Genomic DNA, 20,123 nt, shown 5'->3' with positions numbered 1-20,123 from the left:
ATGAGCGGAAAATGTTACAATCTCAGATTAATCAGTGGCTAACATCGAACCGAGTACATGGTGTCAAGCTCCTACAAAAATTAGTGCAAGCTGATAGTACACAAGGCAATGAGCAACAAGCACAAAAGGTTGTCATTAAAACACTGCATAAAATAGGGTTAAAGGTTGATGTATGGGAGCCTGATGGGAGCAAATTAAGCGACCATCCAAATTTTTCCTCTTCGCGGCAGGAGTTTATTGGCAGTCCAAATGTTGTCGGCATTTTAAAAGGAACAGGTGATGGACGTTCCCTAATTTTAAATGGTCATATTGATGTTGTTCCTGAAGGAGACTTAGAACAATGGGAACATGCCCCTTATAGTGGAAAAATCATTGATGGGAAAATATATGGACGTGGTGCAACCGATATGAAAGGTGGAAATGTTTCCCTACTTTTAGCTTTATCTGCGCTTCGTGCCCTTGGAATTCCTTTAAAAGGAGATGTTATTTTTCAAAGTGTGATTGAAGAGGAAAGCGGTGGTTTAGGCACATTGGCTGCAATTTTACGAGGTTATAAGGCAGATGCTGCCATAATCCCAGAACCAACGAATTTGAAGATTTTTCCGAAACAACAAGGATCAATGTGGTTCAGAATCCATGTTAAGGGTCGCTCAGCCCATGGTGGTACTCGTTATGAGGGAGTAAGCGCAATTGAGAAATCCCTTCTTGTTGTAGAACATATTAGAGAGCTAGAAAAACGTAGAAATCAGCGAATTACTGATCCGCTTTATAGCAAAATTCCAATCCCAATCCCAATCAATGTAGGAAAAATTGAAGGTGGAGATTGGCCCTCCTCAGTCGCGGATCTTGTTAAATTGGAAGGACGAATGGGTATCTCTCCTGAAGAAACAATTGCGGAGGCAAAGCACGAAATGGAAGGCTGGATCGAAAGCCTTAAGGATATTGATCCTTGGTTTGAAGAGCATCCAGCAATACTTGAGTGGTTCGGTGCTAGATGGGTGCCTGGTTCAATCGGCCTTGAACATGAGCTAATTGGAAAATTAACATCGAGTTATCGTGACGTTTTAGGTGAAGAACCAGTCATTGAAGCGTCTCCATGGGGAACAGATGGAGGTCTGTTAACTAGTTTTGGAGAAACCCCGACAATTGTGTTTGGGCCTGGTGTAACCGAAAAAGCTCACTTTCCGAATGAATATATTGAGATTGATAAAGTGTTTGAAGTGGCAGAGATTATTGCGTTAACGATCGTCGATTGGTGTGGTGTGCCTGCCTCCACCCGAGTCCTTTAGAATGATGTCGAAGTGTCTGGTACCATACTTAAAACAGAAAGGGGAAATTCTGAATGGATGAGTTTGGTCAGTTGGAAGAACTAGATAAAAGGCATTTTCTTCATCCTACATCTTCAATCCAACAACAGCAGGATATGGGCCCTTCGTTTATTTTCAAAGAAGGGAGAGGGATTTACCTAGAGGATATCAAAGGAAATGTTGTGATTGATGGGATGTCATCACTTTGGAATGTGAATGTGGGACATGGAAGAACGGAATTAGGCGATGTTGCTAAAGAGCAAATGGCAAAGCTCGCCTATAGCTCTTGTTTTGGAACGTTTAGTAATGAACCCGCGATTCGATTATCTGCTAGTCTTGCAGCTTTGGCACCGGGTGATTTACAAGCCACATTTTTTACATCAGGTGGGTCTGAGGCAAATGATACAGCCTATAAGCTGGCCCGCCACTATTGGATCTTAAAAGGAAAACCAGAACGAAAAAAAATAATCTCCAGAACAAAATCGTATCATGGTGTGACCATGGGAGCGACAAGTGCTACAGGGTTGCAGCCGTTTAGAGAATTTACTAGTTCACTAGCACCAGACTTTTTTCATGTTGCCCATTTTAATTCCTCTGCTTTACGAAAATTAATTGAAGCAGAAGGCCCTGATACGATCGCTGCGTTTATCGCGGAACCAATTCAAGGTGCTGGTGGCGTGCATATTGCACCTGAGAATTACTTTAAAGAAGTAAAGAATATATGTGTGGAGTATGGAATCTTGTTTTTGACTGATGAAGTCATTACAGGATTTGGACGAACAGGTAAATGGTTTGGTATTGAACACTACGGTGTCACTCCTGATATGATGTGTTTTGCAAAAGGAGTATCTAGTGGCTATGCACAGCTTGGTGGGGTCATGTTATCTGAACAAATTCATGAAGAGTTTAAGAAGCTTTCAACAGGGACGTTATTACACGGATATACGTATAGCGGCCATGCGATGGCATGTGGAGTTGCCCTGAAAAATATCGAGTTGGTTGAAAAGGAAAATCTCATTGAAAATGCTAAGACTATGGGAGAAAAACTACTAGCAGGTCTTAAACAAATTCAAGGAAAAAGGAAAATTGTTGGTGAAGTAAGAGGTCTTGGTCTAATGGCTGCGATTGAATTCATAGATAAAAATCGTAAATCACCCGTGTCACCACTAATCGTCAATGAAGCAGCTAAACGCGGACTTATTTGTCGCTCTGTCCTATTTGATGGGCAGGATACAATTGTGATTGCACCACCACTTATCATTAAAAGCGAAGAAGTTGTAAAAGTGATTCGTATATTAGATGATTCAATACATGAGATAGAAAGTAATGAGTAAAAAGATCAAATATAAACAATAGCTAATGACCCATCCAAAATAAAATTGGGTGGATTATTTTTGGGTTTATGAATGTGTTTCTCATGCTAAAGTCTACTATTAGTACTTTAGTTCGGGACATTTACGAAATATACATGTATCCTACTTTTGAAATGATATAAAAAAAATTACATGAAAAATAGTACTGTGGAACGTAAGATATTTAAGGAAAAATGGTTCATGTGTATAGTAGAAATACCGATGTATAATGGTATCTAATTCAATTGTATTTTAATCTACATTTTATATAGAAGATCAAAGAAGGGAAAGGTACCTGTGAAAGTTTTTGATGCAAAGACATTAGTAGATTCCATGGAAGCAAGGGCTAAGCAGTACCAGGAACTTCGTGAAAATCTTGAACAATTAAAACTGAAATGTCAGGATGTTGTGAATCTTGATGAAAACTTTACGGGAGAGGGAGCTACAGCTATAAAAGAATTTTATCAAGCACAAATTGACGTCATAGAAGCATGGCTCTCTCTTATAACTATACGGATTTCATTTTTTAATGGAATCGGTGGCACAACCGAGGCTAGGGACTTAGCTGGAGACACAGTGATTCATATCCCATTTCTTGAAGATGAACTACCCCATTCTGCTAACCTCTCAGAAGAGATCGTTATAAACCAACACTCCACACTAACTTCCATTTTTAAACGAATTGGTGACCTGATTGAACTTGAAGCATTTTCAAAAGACCGCTTCGAAGAGAGTACTGATCGTGCAGAAATGCTGCGTAGAGACACGATACGTGCATTGGATAACTTAGATCATGAACTTAAAACAGAATACCAAACAACTGAAGCAGACGAACAATATGTCACAACCCTATTTCGACAACTCCAAGAATCATCTCGTCAAGGAGTTCAAATCTCACCGCTACACTTTAACAACGAAGCCTATAAGACAAGCGAAGTCTATCAATTAAAAAAACAAGCAGATCTCAAAGCAAAGGAATACCTAACCTTTAAAGATGAGCAAGAAAAATTTAGAGAAGAGCTAAAGAAGCAAAAGGAATTAGAAAATCAGCTAGCAAATGATATTAAAGCGGATACAAATGAGTTTACTAGTGATACAGAATGACATTAAAGCAGTAGAAGACGAGTTGAATCAAGTCATTGAACTGAAACGTTATCTTTAGAAATTAAAGATAATGTTTCAGTTTTTTAATATGCACTTAAAAATTGAGGAACAGTAGAACCAACCATCGGAATGTAAAAATTAATAAAATAAAAATTCCGCTTGAAAAGCGCTTACAATTATTTTATACTGTTTATAAACCGATTTACTAAACCGATTTATAAACGATTAGAAAGGATTTACAAATGAATAAAGTGATTGTTCCATTAAATGCTTTTAATAGAAATGAAGTTTTAGAGAAAGGGCAGGAGTCATTTATTGAAAAAATCGCTCTTTCAGGTGCTTACGGCATTGAGATTCGCAGGGAATTGTTTCCTGAAGGAGATATGACACTTGAAAAAATAAAAATGGAGGTTGAAAAATTCAAGTTATTTACTATTTTTTCGGCTCCAATAGAATTATGGAATTTAGGTTCACAATTAAATAAAGAACTCCTTCGAAGGACCTTTGTAGAGGCAAGAAATCTTGGAGCATCATGGGTGAAAACCTCTTTAGGTCATTATCAAACTGAAAGATCAAATTGCATTGAATTAAAGCAGTTTATAGAAGAGCTTATTGATGAAAATGAAACCATACAATTATTTGTTGAAAATGACCAAACGATGTATGGGGGAAATGTTGAACGATTAAAGGCTTTCTTTGAAAGCGCTTCGGTTCATGAAGTACCTGTAAAAATGACATTTGATACAGGCAACTGGTATTACACCAAACAAAATGTTCATTATGCTTTCGAACAGCTTGCCCCATATGTTGGGTATCTGCATCTCAAACATGTTGAAACAGTTAAGAATGGACTAGTTACTATGCCACTCCCAGATGACAAAAACGGAGAGTGGAGACAAATAGTCAATCAATTTCCCGCGTCCCTGACAAAGGCAATTGAATTTCCAATCGATCCCATCTCTGAAATGAAACATTATATTGAGATGGTTCAAAAAGCAGTAGAAAAGGAAAGTGGGGAAATCATATGCAAAATTTAGATGTCATCACATTTGGTGAAGCAATGGCAATGTTTATCGCAAATGAACAGGGGCCATTGCATGAAGTAAATCACTATACCCGTAGTCTAGCTGGTGCGGAAACCAATGTGGCAATCGGCTTGGCTAGATTAGGCTTTGGATCAGGGTGGGCTAGCAAGGTCGGCAATGATTCGTTCGGAAAATTTATTATTCAACGGCTGAAAGAAGAGAATGTAAATATTGACCATGTATTAGTGGATGAGCACTTTCCGACAGGCTTTCAAGTAAAATCAAAAGTAGTTGTTGGCGATCCTGAGGTTCAATATTTTCGTAAAGGTTCGGCTGCAAGTCAAATGGGAGTAAACGACTTTCAAGAAGATTATTTCTTAAGAGCGAATCATCTGCATATGACTGGAATTCCCTTAGCTCTGTCAAATCAGACTAGAGAATTTGCGAAATTCGCACTCGAGTTTATGAAAAAGAACAATCGGACTGTTTCATTTGATCCGAATTTACGTCCATCGCTTTGGAAGTCAAAAGCAGAAATGGTGAATGCAACCAATGAAATTGCGTTTAAAACAAACACTTTTCTTCCAGGTATATTGGAAGGTGGAATATTAACTGGCTTCAGTGCACCTCAGGACATTGCCTCCTTTTATTTGGAAAAAGGAGTGAAGCTAGTTATTATCAAACTTGGTGAGGAAGGGGCTTATTATAAAACCTTGAACGACGAAGGTACAATTAAAGGGTATAATGTTGAGAATGTTATAGATACCGTAGGTGCTGGTGATGGTTTTGCTGTTGGTGTTATTAGTGGATTACTAAAAAATCTCCCAATCCGCGAGGCTGTCATGAGGGGAAATGCGATTGGAGCATTAGCCGTTCAATCTCCTGGAGACAATGATGGCTATCCTACTAGTCACCAATTAGACCAATATTTGAAAAATCATTTACAAGGAGTGAAGTAACATGCAGAAAACATTAGCAAAACAAAGATGGCTTCGTTTAATTCCGATTGTGTTTATTACTTACAGCTTAGCGTACTTAGATCGTGCAAACTATGGTTTTGGTGCGGCGGCAGGTATGGCCCAAGACTTGCAAATCACTCCTGCGATCTCATCTTTATTAGGCTCCTTGTTTTTCCTAGGCTACTTCTTTTTTCAAATTCCAGGAGCACATTATGCGGAAAATAAAAGTGCTAAAAAGCTTGTTTTCTGGTCATTGATTTTATGGGGAGGACTTGCGACAGCGACTGGTCTTGTTAGTAATGTCGGCTGGCTATTTGTAATCAGGTTTACGCTTGGGGTTGTAGAAAGCGCTGTTATGCCGGCAATGCTTGTATTCTTGAGCCACTGGTTTACAAAGGCAGAAAGATCTCGAGCGAATACATTTTTAATTCTTGGTAACCCTGCAACTGTTTTATGGATGTCAATTCTTTCTGGCTATCTTTTAGAAGCATATGGCTGGAGATGGATGTTTATTATTGAAGGTTTACCGGCAGTCATTTGGGCGTTCATTTGGTGGAAAATTGTCAATGACGAACCAAAGGATGCGAAATGGCTTTCAGAGCGTGAGAAAGCACTGCTACATGAAGAACTTGAAAAGGAACAGCAAGGATTAAAACCAGTTAAAAACTATGCTGAAGCATTTAAGTCTAAAGCCGTTATCTTACTGTGCGCACAATATGCGTTGTGGAGTGTTGGAGTTTACGGATTCGTCATGTGGCTTCCATCCATTCTAAATGCCGCACCAAACATGGATATTATTAAAACGGGCTGGTTATCTGCGGTTCCTTATATCTTATCAATTGTATTAATGTTAACTGTCTCACATTTTTCAGACAAATTGCAGAACAGAAAAGCATTTGTTTGGCCATTTTTATTAATCGGAGCACTTGCATTCTATGGCTCTTATCTAGTCGGAACAAGCAACTTTTGGTTATCATTCGTCTTGTTAGTCATCGCTGGTGGTGCAATGTATGCTCCATATGGACCGTTCTTTGCGATCATTCCAGAAATTCTTCCACGTAATGTTGCTGGTGGTGCGATGGCCTTAATTAATAGCATGGGAGCGTTAGGATCATTTGCAGGATCCTATGTTGTCGGATATTTAAATGGTGCAACCGGAGGCTTTGAAGCATCCTATATCTTTATGGCAGGATCATTATTTCTTTCTGCAATCTTAACAATTTGGGCGGTAAATGCTGCAAAAAAGCAGAGTGACGCTAAAAATGTTAAAGCGATTGCATAAATGACGGACTAAACAATGAATCACAACAAAATAAAAGAGGATGACTCGTTCAAATCTACGAGTCATCCTCTTTTTCTGTTCATACTGGCTAAATCATCCAGTAAAAGATAAAATGAAAGAAATATATAGTAAAAAGAGGACGATTTCATGGCAATTACAATGGCAGATGTCGCTAAAAGGGCAGGAGTGTCTAAAAGCACTGTTTCACAATATTTAAATAAACGATATGAATATATGAGTCAAGAAACAAGAGTCAAGGTTGAAGCAGCAATCAAGGATCTAGGGTATCAGCCTAACCATATTGCAAGAAGCTTAAAGCAAAAACGTACGTCAATGGTAGGAATTATTGTCGCAAATATCATGCATCGTTATTCAACAGAAGTGTGCCGGTCATTAGAGGATTATTTTAATGACCATGATATGAATGCGATTATTTGTAATGCCGATAATGACCCTGAAAAGGAACGTAAATACATTGAAATGCTTCGTGCAAAACAGGTGGATGGGTTGATCATTTTTCCAACCGGCCAAAACGTGGAGCTATACCAAAATATGTTGAAGAATGGTTACCCTGTTGTCTTCATGGATCGAAAAGTTAAGGAAATCATGGCTCCATCAGTTGTCGTAAACAATAAGGAAGCTACGATGCGTGCCGTGGAGCACTTAATTGAAATGGGTCATAAGAAAATTGCAATTGCAACTGAGTCACTAACGATTTCAACTAGACTCGAACGGAGACAGGGGTATATGGATGCCCTAAAGGAAAACAATGTACCTATCTTGGAAGAATATATGATTAGCACGGAGATAAACTCTATGGGGTCAGAACTTGAAAATCTTTTTTCATTACAAGAACCGCCGACTGCTTTAGTTGCAGCGAATGACCTAGTCTTTTTAGAGGTGTTGAAATTTGCGAAAGCGAGCAGGATCAAAATTGGAGAGCAGCTCGGTTTAATCGTTTTCGATAATATTCCATTTGCAGACCTCGTCAGTCCATCTGTTACAACGATAAGCCAGCCTTCACAGGAAATGGGACTAAAGGCTGCAGAACTGCTTTTAAAACAAATCAACAAAGAAGAAGTAAATCCAGTAGATACGGTATTTTCTTGTGAACTTTACTTAAGGGAATCTACGAAAAGATCGATCGAGTAGTATTTGGATAGAGAATAGGAATAGAATGAAGTAAGATGAGACAACCTAATTACAAATATTGTAAAAGGGGCGGGTTACTATGTGGGAAACAAGAGGTAATCGAGTTGTAGAAATCTCAATCATCGTCATTTTTGGAGCTATCGTATCTATCCTAAACACACTATGGTTAAGAAAATCATTAATCGAACAAATGAAAGTAATTGCTAAGGATAATGAGAATAACATCATAAAAAAAAGCAACATAACTGATATAGCTACCAAGCTACGGCAACAAACATAATGAAAAATACTAAAGCTTGAAGTCTAATTTACTTCAAGCTTTTTGTATGCTTTTTTGTTTGTCTTTTTGTTAAAGAAAGAAAACAAATCATGTTGTAAAGTGCTTACATTTCCTTTATAATAAGTTCATAAATCGGTTTAGTAAATAAGTGATATGAATAAAAGTCATAGAGGAGATTACATGAATATTCAACTGGCATTAGACCGTTATACGATTGAAGAGGCAATTGAAATTGCAAAAGCGACAGAGGATTTCGTAGATTGGATTGAAGTTGGTACATCTTTAATTAAAGAATACGGAATGGTAAGTGTTGAGAAGCTCAAAAATGCCTTTCCAAATAAAGTGATTGTAGCAGATATCAAGACAATCGATAACGCATATTACGAATTTGACATGTGTTTTCGTGCTGGAGCTGATGTCGCGACTGTGATGGGAGTTTCACCGGCTGCGACGATTAATGCATGTATTGAAACTGCCGAAAGAGCAGGGAAGCGGGTTATGGTCGATCTTTTAAATACAAATAATAAACAGAAGAAAGAATTGTTTCAATATAAACAAGCAATTTTCTGTGCACATATCAGTAAAGATGAACAAGAGATTTCTGGAAAGCAAAACATCGTTACAGATCAAACTTATGATCTTACTGTACAGCTTGCGGTTGCTGGCGGAATAACACTCGATTCAATTGCTAGTTTTAGAGAGTTGCAGCCGAATGTCGTAATTATTGGCTCAGCCATTACAAAGGCGAAAGAAAAATGTCTGGCCGCTGAACAGTTTAAAAAAGTATTGTTACAATGGAATGAGGAGAGAAAGCATGAAAACATCAGATAAAATCCTTTCTGAAATTGAAGGCGTTTTAAGTCAAATAAAAGAAGAAAATCTACTAGGAATTGCTACTAAACTAGTAGATTCGAAAAGAATATTTGTGATTGGAGAGGGACGTTCCGGCTTTATGGGGAAATCATTTGCGATGCGATTAATGCATTTAAATGCAAATGTTTTTTCTGTTGGTGAGACGATTACGCCATCGATTGCAGAAGGAGATGTCTTAATCGCAGTTTCAGGTTCAGGGACGACAAAGAGTGTTGTTTGGACAGCAGAAAAAGCGAAAGAACTAAATTGCCATGTTATTGCAGTAACAACAAATCCTGAATCACCTCTTGCAGTAGCTTCTAGTGATGTACTACACATACCAGCTGCGACAAAATATAGAGCCGACGGAGAAACCCAATCAGTGCAGCCACTCGGTTCATTATTTGATCAATCTGTCCACATTGTCTTTGACAGTATTTGCTTAATTTATTCTAATCTAAAAGAATATGGTCATAACGAAGCATTTAGTCGTCATAGTAATTTGGAATAAAATAAGCTCTAGCTAGTCATGAAGAAAAATAAAAGTAGTGGTGACTCTCATAAAGATGAATCTCACTACTTTTCTTTATATGTTATGATTATTATTGTTAGAATGATAAGAGCACATTTAGTAATGAAAATTTTTACAAAAGAGAGTTCAAATGACGACAGAAAAAGAAAAAATGTTGAACGGAGAACTTTATCAAGCTGCTGACCCGGAATTAGTAAAAGATCGTGAAAATGCACGAAGAATAACACGAATTTTTAATCAAACCATAGAGAACGAGATTGACAAACGGACTGATATTTTAAAGGAGCTTTTTGGTTCTACTGGAGAAAACTTATTTGTGGAACCAACTTTCCGTTGTGATTATGGCTACAATATACACGTTGGAGAAAACTTTTATGCAAATTTTGATTGCGTCATCTTAGATGTCTGTGAAGTTCGAATTGGTGCTAACTGCTTCATTGCTCCAGGTGTACATATTTATACAGCGACACATCCATTAAACCCATTTGAACGCATTTCAGGGGCAGAATAAGCAAACCGGTTTCGATTGGTAACAATGTGTGGATTGGTGGCAGAGCAGTCATAAATCCAGGCCTTACGATAGGTGACAATGTAGTCATTGCTTCAGGTACTGTTGTAACAAAAGATCTATCAAGTAATGTAGTAGTCGGCGGAAATCCTGCTAAAGTAATAAAACAAATTAACGTTTAAAACTTTATTCTCCCTTGAAAGCTAGTTGCTTCAAGGGCTGAAGCATATACTCATCAAAAATGATGATTTTAGAAGAATAGCAAAAATGGTCTTCATAGGTTAGCAGCAAATCATGATAAAATGTCACTAACTGCCTAGCATTTAATACGTTCTCTTCTGAAAACAATCCTGAACGATTTACCAACACATTTTCATATTTTTCAACGATCCTTCGAATGGGTTTTCTGAGTTTTTTAACATCTCTCATTCGATACACTTCCCGTAATGGTTTAGTTACTAATATCGCATCTTGTTTAAGGAGATCGTTCAGTTTCATATTTATTTGCTCCACATCAAATGGGACGTCTTCTTCAAAGAGATATTGCTTTAGCATGATTAAATCAGATTGGATAGGCTTATTTAAAAAGTGTAAATAAATCCTTAGTGTATTATAGGCATCATACATTGGATGATGTTTTTCTCCAATAAACTGTAATCCATATAAAGCTAAAGCATCTTCAACTGAAACGTTACCCTTCGAGACTCTCTGCTTAAAAATCATCTGGAAATCAATATAACGTTTTTCAATCTTGCCTATGGTACATAGAGGGATTTCGTGTTTTGTTGCATCGATTTTTAAACGAGATAAATCACTTGGCGACCACGAAAAATAGCGAGTTTTTTTCACTCCACCAACCCATACAAGGAAGTCATTAAAGACCACTTTAAAATCACTTGCATTGATTAAATCACAATCCTCAATCCCGGTTAATGTTTTACAGAACTCAGTTAAAGGCTCCTGATTTTTGGGTTTTATATAACGATCAAAATACGTAATTTCCTCTGTTTCAAGATCATATTTTACAGATCCTAAACGAATGGCTTCCATATTCTCAAAAGCCATACCTGAATCAGAACATAACATTTCAAAATCGAAAAAGACATATTGTTTATAATCAGCCATTCATTATCCCCCCCTAACAGGTAATTATATGGGGGATACGGTGAAAGTGGAAGATCCAATAATTGTAAATGTTTCACCTATCCACACCCGAATCACTACTCAAGTGACTTTTCTATGTGTTAAACTCATTTTTCTTATAGGCGAAGCCTGAGACATGGAATTTTAAGGGAAACAGGTTGTATGGATTAATTCAGAATATACAATTACACAAGTGCAAGATATTGTTTTGAAATCAGAAACAATTTCAGGAATCGTAGTTAATACGTTTAACGGAGAAACAAGAGAACTTGTAGATGATTTCGACTGGAAAAGCAACTGAAGATGGTGTTATTTTAACTTATGCGGATTATGCACCAAAAGAAAGACAAGGGAAAGAATCCTTTAATTATCTGGTTACATGGGGTGGTGAAGGTGGTGCAGATGCAACTATTCCATTATCTGCAAATAAAGACGTTAACTTTATCACTGATGACATACAATCTCATTTTAATGGAGCCTATGTACTAGCACCTCAGACACCAACTAGATGGATGCACGGTTATCTGACTGGTGGAGGGACGGAACTTCTAAATATGAAGAAGCACTTTTGGCATTAATCAAAGATTATGTGGCTAATAATCCTGATATTGATCCCAATAGAATTTATATTGGTGGGGCATCCAATGGCGGATATATGACAATGCTTATGGTACGCGATTATCCTGGGTACTTTGCAGCTCATTCCCAGTATGTGAAGGCTTAAACGATTCATTAGTGACTGATGCAGATATCCAGAACATTGGAAAGACTCCAATTGGGTTCGTTACTGCTAAAAATGATACAACTTTACTACCAGAAATGAACACCCTTCTAACATATGATCGTTTGGTCGAAGCTGGTGCACAAGATGTTCAATTAACTTTATTTGATGATGTGCACGACACTACAGGCCTCTACAAAAATGCTGATGGCACACCATATCAATACAGGGGTCATTGGTCATGGATTTATGTATTCAACAACGAAGTAGAATCAACAATTAATGGAAAAACTATGACAATCACGAAGTGGGTGGCTGCACAATCATTAAATAAGTAAAAAATAGCCTCCTTATTTTATCTTTTGTTATAGATTTTTAGCCAAAGGAAAAAGACCGTTTTTCGGTCTTTTTGTAACTTTATTCAATTGCTATTCTGAATATCAAAAGTGCTAGCAAACATGTTATTGGAGTCATTACTATTGTTTCTAAGCCGGAGACTGAAGCTAAATTGCCTATTGTGTTAAGCACCATAAGTCCAAACATTACCCATGTTCCGACATTCACAGTTTTTTTGAACTTTCCTTTAAAAACATATCCTGCTTTTACAGCAACAATTGTAATAAATAGTAATTGCACAACTATAGATATGCTTTCAAAGATGATTAAATCTGCCTCACTCTTTAAGCGTCCTCCCCATACAAAATCATATGGCACAATTTTTAGAAGTATCAGGAGATGCATGAAAAGCGCAATTGTATTAATGGTGATTATTATATTACTTGCCAGTTTAATGCTAATTAACTTTTTCATTTTCCCCTCCATTTTCAATTGAGGTATTATAAGCTGTACCTAATTTTAATAACGTTAAATTGAATATATTCAACCATTTGAGATTTATGATGATTGGAAAATATGTATTAAGCTGAAGTGCTGTTTAGCTATTATTTTGTAAAACTAGCATCATAACTAATAATCAATTATTAATTTTTCTATCTTCCGATTTTCTCAAATCGAAAAAGCCACATTCGAGATGAATGTGGTTTTTGCTTTAACCATTGTTTAAAAATATTTTATCAAATTTGTAAATTGTATCTTCAAAGTTTAAGTGAATTAATCAATGATTATTAATTCCAATAGAGCAGCAAATTGAATGGCCTGGTGAGTAGAAACTTTACATCCCTTTAGGTCTGATAAAGAGACTGTAAGTGATTCAAAAGTAGATGTACTAATGTCTATCCCCTTGAGTGAGGTTCTTTCAAAGCTAGCACTGTTTATGTTGCAGGATTTAAATTCAATTTTTTTAAATAAACATTCATAAAAATCAGAACTCTCTAATGAAGTATCTTGAAATTTAACTTTTTCAAGCCTAGAATTCCCGATTGATGCTAAGTTAAGTAAAGAATCATTAAACTCAATATTGCCAAAGCTAGATTCCGTAAAATCCACACCTAGTAATTTACAATTCGCAAACTTGACTCTATGTATAGAAGAATTTCGCATTTTAGCATTCGAAAAATCGCAGTTATCAAAAAATACATCTGTTATATCAATATTTGAAAAATCAGTATTGTTAAACTTGCAATTCCTTATGATCATTTTATATAAACGAACCCTAGGTAATATTTCGTTATCAAAAATAGAATCATTAATTTGACACAATTCTAGTTCAGGATCTTCCTCATAAAAAATGTCATTGAAATTTCTTAAAGGTAAATCATTAGGTATTTTAGGTGATTCAATTTTCATAAAGCTACCTCTCTAACTTATAGTAGGAATTCATATTAACAAATCCTCTTAGGTTAACTATAAGGAACTATTAATTTTAATAATAGTCTTTATTTTTGAGGGGGATTATGTGCAATGAGCTACATTTTAACAATGGTAGTTTGGGGAATATATTCTTTTTTTTTTGTTTCTGTTAAACTAGGTTGTTGATTTCCGCTGCAGGCGTTCTATTTCCGCTGGCGGTCCTGGAGCCTTATGGTGAGCCTTCTTTAAGTCCTAGATCACATAATTTAAGAAAAGCTGAATTTTTCGGGTGGTTTCAATCATAGAATAAAAGTATAGTATACAGCATGTACCATTGTTTTTACTCAGATATAGAAAAACATGAAACATCCACTATAGTAGGAGAACAAGGGCAACAATCTAATTATGTACCGAGTAGTGCTGGGGGATAATATTCTAAACCAATTTAAGATTGAAATTAAATAGGAAGGCTAGTTACATAACTAGCCTAGTTAGTCTTTATTATTCAACTGTGTTGCAAAAGTTATAATTTATTATTCCTTTTCATATTATGATAATTTGCCTCAGAGAATCCTGCTAAAGGAACTTTCCACTCCCATGTTAAATTGCAATAATTATAGGAAGGATCATTGGCTTTCTCTTAGTTTGAGCATATAAATATTGGCCTACAGATTTTTTTAAACTTTGTTTAATGACACTCCATTGGTTTTTATTCCCTTTTTGAAGATCGTTAACAGTTTTTGTAATAAGGCGATTAACATCTCTTATGAGTTCCTCGGAATCTCTGTTAAACACGAAACCACGTGAAATGGTGTCCGGTTCAGAAACTAGCTTTCCTTCCCTTTTACTCATCGTTAAAACAATCACGACCATTCCATCTTCAGAAAGTTGTTTGCGATCTCTTAACACGATGTCCCCGACATCACCGACACCTATCCCATCCACAAAGGTATTGCCTGCTGGTATTGTCCGAGTTTGGCGGGCAATAGAATTTGTAATATCTACAACATCACCATTATTCATAATAAACGTGTTTCCTTGCCCTACTCCAACGGATTCGGCTAACAATCGATGATGGTGTAACATTCTATATTCACCGTGAATAGGAATAAAATATTTTGGCTTCATTAGTGTAAGCATTAGTTTTAAATCTTCTTGATAGCCATGGCCAGATACATGCATTCCTGATGAACTTCCTGTTCCGTAAATCACTTTGGCTCCAAGTGTAAGTAAGTTGTCTACGATCCGTGTGACATTCCGTTCATTCCCTGGTATTGGACCTGCTGCAAAAATAACCGTATCCTCTGGTAAAATGTCGACACCCCGAAAGTTTCCAGTAGATAATCGGGCAAGTGCTGCTAATGGTTCTCCTTGGCTCCCGGTGCATAAGATTGCTACCTTTTCAGGGGCCATTTCATTGATTTCCTGTTGTTCAATTAACATACCATCAGGAACTGTTAAATAACCACGTTCCATTGCAACATCCACTACATTTACCATACTGCGTCCGAGCAAAGCTATTTTTCGATTTGTTTTTTGTGCAGCATCCACAACTTGCTGAATGCGATTAATATTAGAAGCGAACGTAGAAAGAATTACTTTGCGTTCTGCTTTCATGAAGGCATCCTCAACATGTTTACCTACCATTTGCTCCGATGGGGTTAAACCAGGACGTTCAGCGTTAGTACTTTCAGACAGTAGAAGGAAGACGCCATCTTTTCCGATTTCTGCCATTTTATGAATATCCGAATGCTCGTTATTCGCAGGGGTCAAATCGAACTTGAAGTCCCCAGTATGTACGATTTTTCCTTCAGGTGTGTTAAAAACAACCCCTAAGCAATCAGGAATACTATGATTCACTTTGAAAAAAGTTATATTTATTTCATCGAAATTTAAGTTTGAGCTAGATTCAATTTCAATCAGCTCAGTATCCCTTAAAAGTTTATGTTCTTCTAATTTTAATTCAATTAAACCTAGTGTGAAACGTGTGGCATAAACGGGTACATTTAATTTTTTTAAGAAGAACGGGATTCCTCCGATATGATCTTCATGTCCATGTGTAACGATTAATGCTCTTATTTTATCTTTATTTTCTAGTAAGTAGGTAATATCAGGGATAATCAAATCAATTCCTAACAAACTTTCATCAGGGAACTTATTACCACAGTCGATAATCACAATATTATTTGAATACTCAATTACATACATATTTTTTCCGATTTCATTTAAACCGCCTAAGGCGAAAATAGATAAAACATTCTCTGTTGTGCTCAAGGTTATATCCTCCCAGGTTCAATATATATTTGTTAATATTCCCATTGAGTGATCAATTATTAGCGAGTTTATGCTCGTATTACAGATTGTACTAAAATTGATTATTTATATTATAGCTAATGGGGTAATTCCATATCATTTCACTATATCTAACTTATGCTAATATAGACGTAAGATAGTAAAAGCGAATAAAAAAAAGATTCGCTATCTTTTTATTGCGATTATAGGTAGACTGATTGAAGGGATTCTCGAGTGGACTAGCATGTCACTTTTTTGCTTACATGCAAGACTAAATATTGAAGTGAAAAGTATAATATAGATCCAAGATTGGTATTTTAAATAATAATGGAGTGATGATATGAGTAAAGCTAAAGGTAAAAGTGGAACTGGTAGAGGAACAGGCAAAAAGGGTTGGACGCGTTGGAAAGCTAGTGAAAATAAAGCAAAGAGTAACAAACCGTATAAAAGCAAAGGTGTGAAACACTCGGACAATGCAGATACAGCCAATCATAGAAAAGGGGATACATAATAGTAGAATATGAACCCCTTATAAAAACGAACAACACAAAATATTTACCTCTTCGGGAATTGTTTCCTTTACAAAGCGGAAGTCTTCGAGTTAGATCTTAAGAAGAACTTCCTTACAAAAGGTCAATATTCCTTTCTTTGCACTCGTGAATAATTGCTCATTCCAAACAGAAGCATAAACTTCCCCAATACGAGCTTTTTTTAGTAAAAACATGCATAATCTAGACTGTCCTATTCCTCCACCAATTGTATATGGCAGCTTTCCCGCACATAGTAGAGGCGAAAACAATACCGATAAAAACCAAACCAATAAAAAAATAAAAATATGGATAATGAAAAAATAAAATGGACGATAAAAATCAATCCATAACTAAGTGGATGATTTTTAAGGATCAAAAAACACCCAAACCTCCGCCAAGTGTTACTAATATAACGATTAACCAAATTATATATACTTCCTTTATTTCGCTCTCTTTCCATAGGAACTAGGACAAAGCAATACAAGCTTATACATTCCAGGACTTTATGAATAATTCCAGCGACAATACAGAACAAAAGAACTCATTTACTGAAATAGAGTGACCCAGTAAAATGAGACAAGGAAAAAACACCCCTTGAGTCGTATTAGTAATCTAAACGATTTTGGAGGTGTTTTTCTTTATAGGCACAAGAGTTCACTACCCAGAAGAAGTAAAGTGGAAAGCAGTAGAATTAAAGTTACAATGGATGAGATTTTATCGTTATATACGGGATAGTTACCTTTCATTGAACTCACATCAAACAAACCGCATTATGAAAGTTCTTACAGTTATTACCACAATCTTTATGCAACTTACTTTTATTGCAGGGGTTTATGGAATGAACTTTGAAAATATGCCAGAACTAAGCTGGAATTTAGGGTATTTTTTGATCCTGTCTATCATGTTTAGTATTAGAATCGCGATGTATTTATGGACTAAAAAGTAAGGTTGGTTTAATTAAAAAACGGAGGCTATCAAATCAAGAACATCTTTAAAGGAGAATAAAATAAATTTATTATTTACTTCAATTTAGAAAGAGGTGGACTCAAAACCATAAGGGTTGACCCCTCCAAAACAATATATAGACTCTCAATGTAAAAAGATACTATATTCAGGTTTTGTTTGGATAGCTCAACCCCTTTGAGTTTAACCTCTACTTTGTTTTTATCCAATCATAATCTTCTCTTCAACATACTTAAAAGGCAGTTTTTTATTTTCTTTAGCTAAAGCAAAGGCTAAAGTAAGTGGGCCTACTCTACCTATAAACATAAGAAATGAAATGATTACTTTACCTGGTGTACTTAATTCAGGTGTTAACCCTAGCGACATTCCAACGGTTCCAAACGCAGAAACCACTTCAAAAATTAGAACATTCAAAGGAGCATTTTCTGTAATCGTTAAGATAAACAAAATCAAAAATACCACGGCTGTCGAGTAAACAGTGATGGAAAATGCTCTAAAGATTAAATCCTTTGGTATTCTCCTGTTCATTATGTTAACATCTTCTCTTCTTTTCAATACAGTCCAAACAGCAAGGATAAGAATGAAAAAAGTGGTAACTTTAATTCCACCAGCTGTACCTCCAGAGCCTCCACCAATAAACATTAGCAAAATCGTAACAAATTGGGAACTTAGCGTTAACTCCGGTAAATTCAACGTATTAAAACCTGCTGTTCTAGGAACTACCCCATGAAAATAAGCACCTAACACTTTATCTTTTAGAGATGACAATCCTCCTAATGTTCCGGGGTTATTGTACTCCAAAGTAAAGATCAGGATTGTTCCAAGTAAATTAAGAATTAATGTCATTAAAAGGACTAATTTTGTATGTAAGGAAAGTTTCTTCCATGATTTCTTTTTGAAAATATCTAATATGACGAAATATCCAATTCCTCCAATCATAAACAAGGAACTAAGTGTTAAGATGATTGTAAAATCACCAACATATCCCGTTATACTGCGAAACTCTCCCATTAGGTCAAAGCCTGCATTATTAAAGGCCGAAATAGAATGAAATAGGCCATAGAATAATGATTTTGGAAAGCCAAAATCGTGAGACCAGCGAATGGCTAAGATTACAGCTCCGATTCCTTCAATTATGAACGTGAAACCAACAACAAACTTAACAAGTCTGACCATTCCTTCAATATAAAGTTGATTTAAAGATTCCTGAATCATAAGTCTTCCTTTTAATCCTATGTTTTTCCCTAAAACAATCGCAATAATGATTCCGAAAGTCATAAAACCAAGACCACCAATTTGGATTAATACCATTAAAACAATTTGACCAAAAAGGGTAAAAGTCGTCTCAGTATCTACTACCACTAATCCTGTAACACAAACAGCAGAGGTTGCTTCAAATAATGCATCAATAAAAGATAAGTGATGTCGATCTTTTGTAGCAAAGGGTAACATGAGTAACAAAGTACCTAATCCAATAAGGCACAAAAATCCTAGTGACAATGTTTGTGCAGGATTAATTCTTTCCCATTTTAAAGGTAGGATAAATCTTTTCACTTTATTGGACTTTACCATCGTTAAATATCCCCTAACATTACGTTCTTTTCATTTAGAAATGATAATCTACTTGTTGTTATTTACCCTGGAAAATAGATATTTAACATGGGCATTCTTTTAAAGATTGGTATAAAAAGGTGAAAATTTTGGCAGGAATAACTCATGTAGGTAATTTTATTATGCCATAATATATAAAGGTCATTCCTTCTAAGAATGACCTCTTTCCTGTTTACATTATATTTAAATGGACCATTTTATGAAAGAATCAATCTACATTACAGATGTGATAGATAAAGCCACATTTTAGATTGCTTTAATCTGGGTACGTTTCTTTTAAAAATCTCACTGACTGATTAATTAGCACTTTTAAAATATTAACATCAATATCTGCTACTTTATTTATGTATACACACGCTTTTCCTGTAGTATGTTTTCCAAAGTCCTTTAATAATTCATCACGTTTTGTGTCACCTGTTGCAAAATACAAACTGATTTTTGCTTTTCGTGGTGAAAAGCCCACGAGTGGAGCATCACCTTCGTGACCGGATTCATATTTATAATGATAAGCACCAAACCCAATAATACTTGGGCCCCACATCTTTGCATTAAATCCTGTCGTTTCAGTGAAAATATCTAACAATTTATAAGCATCTTCACGTTTTTTAGGGCTTTCGACAAGTTCAATAAACTCAACAACACTGTTGTCGGTTTCTTTTGTTTTGAGCTCGTACATAATTAAAATCTATCCTTTCTCTAAAGGAATTGAAGCTAGGTGATGTTATTACCTATACTTATAATTTCTACATTAAAAGGGTTTT

General features: G+C 36.0%; 17 protein-coding genes and 4 pseudogenes. 14 read left to right on the top strand and 7 right to left on the bottom strand.

What is annotated here, in order from left to right; all coding sequences use genetic code 11:
- Nucleotides 1-11: 11 nt before the first annotated feature.
- The 11 genes and pseudogenes from I7822_RS18900 to I7822_RS18850 all read left to right on the top strand — a co-directional run bounded on the left by I7822_RS18900 (nucleotide 12) and on the right by I7822_RS18850 (nucleotide 10,535).
- Nucleotides 12-1,289, top strand: a complete 1,278-nt coding sequence (locus I7822_RS18900; RefSeq protein ID WP_207980709.1) for a peptidase — start codon at nucleotides 12-14, stop codon at nucleotides 1,287-1,289.
- A gap of 53 nt (nucleotides 1,290-1,342) precedes the next feature.
- Complete coding sequence (locus I7822_RS18895; protein ID WP_207980642.1) at nucleotides 1,343-2,641, top strand: aminotransferase family protein; 1,299 nt, start codon at nucleotides 1,343-1,345, stop codon at nucleotides 2,639-2,641.
- A gap of 315 nt (nucleotides 2,642-2,956) precedes the next feature.
- A complete protein-coding gene (locus tag I7822_RS18890; protein WP_207980641.1) occupies nucleotides 2,957-3,763 on the top strand; it encodes a T7SS effector LXG polymorphic toxin in 807 nt (268 codons plus the stop codon).
- 242 nt (nucleotides 3,764-4,005) lie between these two features.
- Complete coding sequence (locus tag I7822_RS18885; RefSeq protein ID WP_207980640.1) at nucleotides 4,006-4,800, top strand: sugar phosphate isomerase/epimerase family protein; 795 nt, start codon at nucleotides 4,006-4,008, stop codon at nucleotides 4,798-4,800.
- Nucleotides 4,788-5,747: a sugar kinase gene (locus I7822_RS18880; RefSeq protein WP_207980639.1), complete on the top strand. Its 960-nt coding sequence runs from the start codon at nucleotides 4,788-4,790 to the stop codon at nucleotides 5,745-5,747. The genes I7822_RS18885 and I7822_RS18880 overlap by 13 nt, the downstream gene beginning before the upstream one ends.
- A gap of 1 nt (nucleotide 5,748) precedes the next feature.
- A complete protein-coding gene (locus I7822_RS18875; RefSeq protein WP_207980638.1) occupies nucleotides 5,749-7,029 on the top strand; it encodes an MFS transporter in 1,281 nt (426 codons plus the stop codon).
- A gap of 147 nt (nucleotides 7,030-7,176) precedes the next feature.
- A complete protein-coding gene (locus I7822_RS18870; protein ID WP_207980637.1) occupies nucleotides 7,177-8,181 on the top strand; it encodes a LacI family DNA-binding transcriptional regulator in 1,005 nt (334 codons plus the stop codon).
- 79 nt (nucleotides 8,182-8,260) lie between these two features.
- A complete protein-coding gene (locus tag I7822_RS18865) occupies nucleotides 8,261-8,461 on the top strand; it encodes a hypothetical protein (protein WP_207980636.1) in 201 nt (66 codons plus the stop codon).
- Between the two features lie 180 nt (nucleotides 8,462-8,641).
- Nucleotides 8,642-9,292, top strand: a complete 651-nt coding sequence (gene hxlA, locus I7822_RS18860) for a 3-hexulose-6-phosphate synthase (RefSeq protein ID WP_207980635.1) — start codon at nucleotides 8,642-8,644, stop codon at nucleotides 9,290-9,292.
- The gene (hxlB, locus tag I7822_RS18855) at nucleotides 9,276-9,824 is read left to right on the top strand and encodes a 6-phospho-3-hexuloisomerase (protein ID WP_207980634.1); all 549 of its coding nucleotides are present in this window, start codon (nucleotides 9,276-9,278) and stop codon (nucleotides 9,822-9,824) included. The genes hxlA and hxlB overlap by 17 nt, the downstream gene beginning before the upstream one ends.
- A 151-nt stretch (nucleotides 9,825-9,975) precedes the next feature.
- A pseudogene (locus tag I7822_RS18850) lies at nucleotides 9,976-10,535 on the top strand (maltose acetyltransferase domain-containing protein).
- A 4-nt stretch (nucleotides 10,536-10,539) separates the two neighbouring features.
- Here I7822_RS18850 and I7822_RS18845 read toward each other — a convergent pair.
- The gene (locus I7822_RS18845) at nucleotides 10,540-11,478 is read right to left on the bottom strand and encodes a 3'-5' exonuclease (protein WP_207980633.1); all 939 of its coding nucleotides are present in this window, start codon (nucleotides 11,476-11,478) and stop codon (nucleotides 10,540-10,542) included.
- A gap of 181 nt (nucleotides 11,479-11,659) precedes the next feature.
- On the opposite strand from I7822_RS18845, the pseudogene I7822_RS18840 reads away from it, so the two are divergent.
- Nucleotides 11,660-12,555: pseudogene (locus I7822_RS18840) on the top strand (carboxylesterase family protein); the annotation flags it as partial.
- A gap of 79 nt (nucleotides 12,556-12,634) precedes the next feature.
- Here I7822_RS18840 and I7822_RS18835 read toward each other — a convergent pair.
- From I7822_RS18835 to I7822_RS18825, 3 genes are all read right to left on the bottom strand, one after another.
- Nucleotides 12,635-13,027, bottom strand: coding sequence for a hypothetical protein (locus tag I7822_RS18835; protein ID WP_207980632.1), 393 nt, complete (start codon nucleotides 13,025-13,027; stop codon nucleotides 12,635-12,637).
- A 300-nt stretch (nucleotides 13,028-13,327) separates the two neighbouring features.
- Nucleotides 13,328-13,963, bottom strand: a complete 636-nt coding sequence (locus I7822_RS18830) for a pentapeptide repeat-containing protein (RefSeq protein ID WP_207980631.1) — start codon at nucleotides 13,961-13,963, stop codon at nucleotides 13,328-13,330.
- A 603-nt stretch (nucleotides 13,964-14,566) separates the two neighbouring features.
- Complete coding sequence (locus I7822_RS18825) at nucleotides 14,567-16,240, bottom strand: ribonuclease J (protein WP_207980630.1); 1,674 nt, start codon at nucleotides 16,238-16,240, stop codon at nucleotides 14,567-14,569.
- 358 nt (nucleotides 16,241-16,598) lie between these two features.
- Here I7822_RS18825 and I7822_RS18820 point away from each other — a divergent pair, with 358 nt between their 5' ends.
- Complete coding sequence (locus I7822_RS18820; protein WP_207980629.1) at nucleotides 16,599-16,769, top strand: DUF3934 family protein; 171 nt, start codon at nucleotides 16,599-16,601, stop codon at nucleotides 16,767-16,769.
- A 90-nt stretch (nucleotides 16,770-16,859) separates the two neighbouring features.
- Here the strand turns inward: I7822_RS18820 and I7822_RS30840 are convergent.
- Nucleotides 16,860-17,027: pseudogene (locus I7822_RS30840) on the bottom strand (hypothetical protein); the annotation flags it as partial.
- A gap of 485 nt (nucleotides 17,028-17,512) precedes the next feature.
- Here I7822_RS30840 and I7822_RS18815 point away from each other — a divergent pair.
- Nucleotides 17,513-17,734: pseudogene (locus I7822_RS18815) on the top strand (CorA family divalent cation transporter); the annotation flags it as partial.
- Nucleotides 17,735-17,952: 218 nt separating this feature from the next.
- Here I7822_RS18815 and I7822_RS18810 read toward each other — a convergent pair.
- Both I7822_RS18810 and I7822_RS18805 read right to left on the bottom strand, forming a co-directional pair.
- Nucleotides 17,953-19,323 carry a TrkH family potassium uptake protein gene (locus tag I7822_RS18810; RefSeq protein WP_207980628.1) on the bottom strand — a complete coding sequence of 457 codons (1,371 nt, stop codon included), beginning with the start codon at nucleotides 19,321-19,323 and terminating at the stop codon, nucleotides 17,953-17,955.
- A gap of 295 nt (nucleotides 19,324-19,618) precedes the next feature.
- Nucleotides 19,619-20,038, bottom strand: a complete 420-nt coding sequence (locus tag I7822_RS18805; RefSeq protein WP_207980627.1) for a DUF1801 domain-containing protein — start codon at nucleotides 20,036-20,038, stop codon at nucleotides 19,619-19,621.
- Nucleotides 20,039-20,123: the final 85 nt, after the last annotated feature.

The sequence above is a fragment of the Metabacillus bambusae genome, from assembly GCF_017497975.1.
Classification (GTDB): domain Bacteria; phylum Bacillota; class Bacilli; order Bacillales; family Bacillaceae; genus Metabacillus; species Metabacillus bambusae.
The sequence above is the reverse complement of the archived record's forward strand: the minus strand, read 5'-3'. Positions and strand labels throughout refer to the sequence as shown.

Bases quoted from the DNA above. Each gene is read 5' to 3' on its own strand.
- I7822_RS18875 (WP_207980638.1), top strand. From the start codon at position 5,749: ATGCAGAAAACATTAGCAAAACAAAGATGGCTTCGTTTAATTCCGATT.
- I7822_RS18865 (WP_207980636.1), top strand. From the start codon at position 8,261: ATGTGGGAAACAAGAGGTAATCGAGTTGTAGAAATCTCAATCATCGTC.
- I7822_RS18810 (WP_207980628.1), bottom strand. From the start codon at position 19,323: ATGGTAAAGTCCAATAAAGTGAAAAGATTTATCCTACCTTTAAAATGG.
- I7822_RS18835 (WP_207980632.1), bottom strand. From the start codon at position 13,027: ATGAAAAAGTTAATTAGCATTAAACTGGCAAGTAATATAATAATCACC.
- I7822_RS18880 (WP_207980639.1), top strand. From the start codon at position 4,788: ATGCAAAATTTAGATGTCATCACATTTGGTGAAGCAATGGCAATGTTT.
- I7822_RS18845 (WP_207980633.1), bottom strand. From the start codon at position 11,478: ATGGCTGATTATAAACAATATGTCTTTTTCGATTTTGAAATGTTATGT.
- hxlA (WP_207980635.1), top strand. From the start codon at position 8,642: ATGAATATTCAACTGGCATTAGACCGTTATACGATTGAAGAGGCAATT.
- I7822_RS18895 (WP_207980642.1), top strand. From the start codon at position 1,343: ATGGATGAGTTTGGTCAGTTGGAAGAACTAGATAAAAGGCATTTTCTT.
- I7822_RS18820 (WP_207980629.1), top strand. From the start codon at position 16,599: ATGAGTAAAGCTAAAGGTAAAAGTGGAACTGGTAGAGGAACAGGCAAA.
- I7822_RS18900 (WP_207980709.1), top strand. From the start codon at position 12: ATGTTACAATCTCAGATTAATCAGTGGCTAACATCGAACCGAGTACAT.
- I7822_RS18885 (WP_207980640.1), top strand. From the start codon at position 4,006: ATGAATAAAGTGATTGTTCCATTAAATGCTTTTAATAGAAATGAAGTT.
- I7822_RS18870 (WP_207980637.1), top strand. From the start codon at position 7,177: ATGGCAATTACAATGGCAGATGTCGCTAAAAGGGCAGGAGTGTCTAAA.
- I7822_RS18805 (WP_207980627.1), bottom strand. From the start codon at position 20,038: ATGTACGAGCTCAAAACAAAAGAAACCGACAACAGTGTTGTTGAGTTT.
- hxlB (WP_207980634.1), top strand. From the start codon at position 9,276: ATGAAAACATCAGATAAAATCCTTTCTGAAATTGAAGGCGTTTTAAGT.
- I7822_RS18830 (WP_207980631.1), bottom strand. From the start codon at position 13,963: ATGAAAATTGAATCACCTAAAATACCTAATGATTTACCTTTAAGAAAT.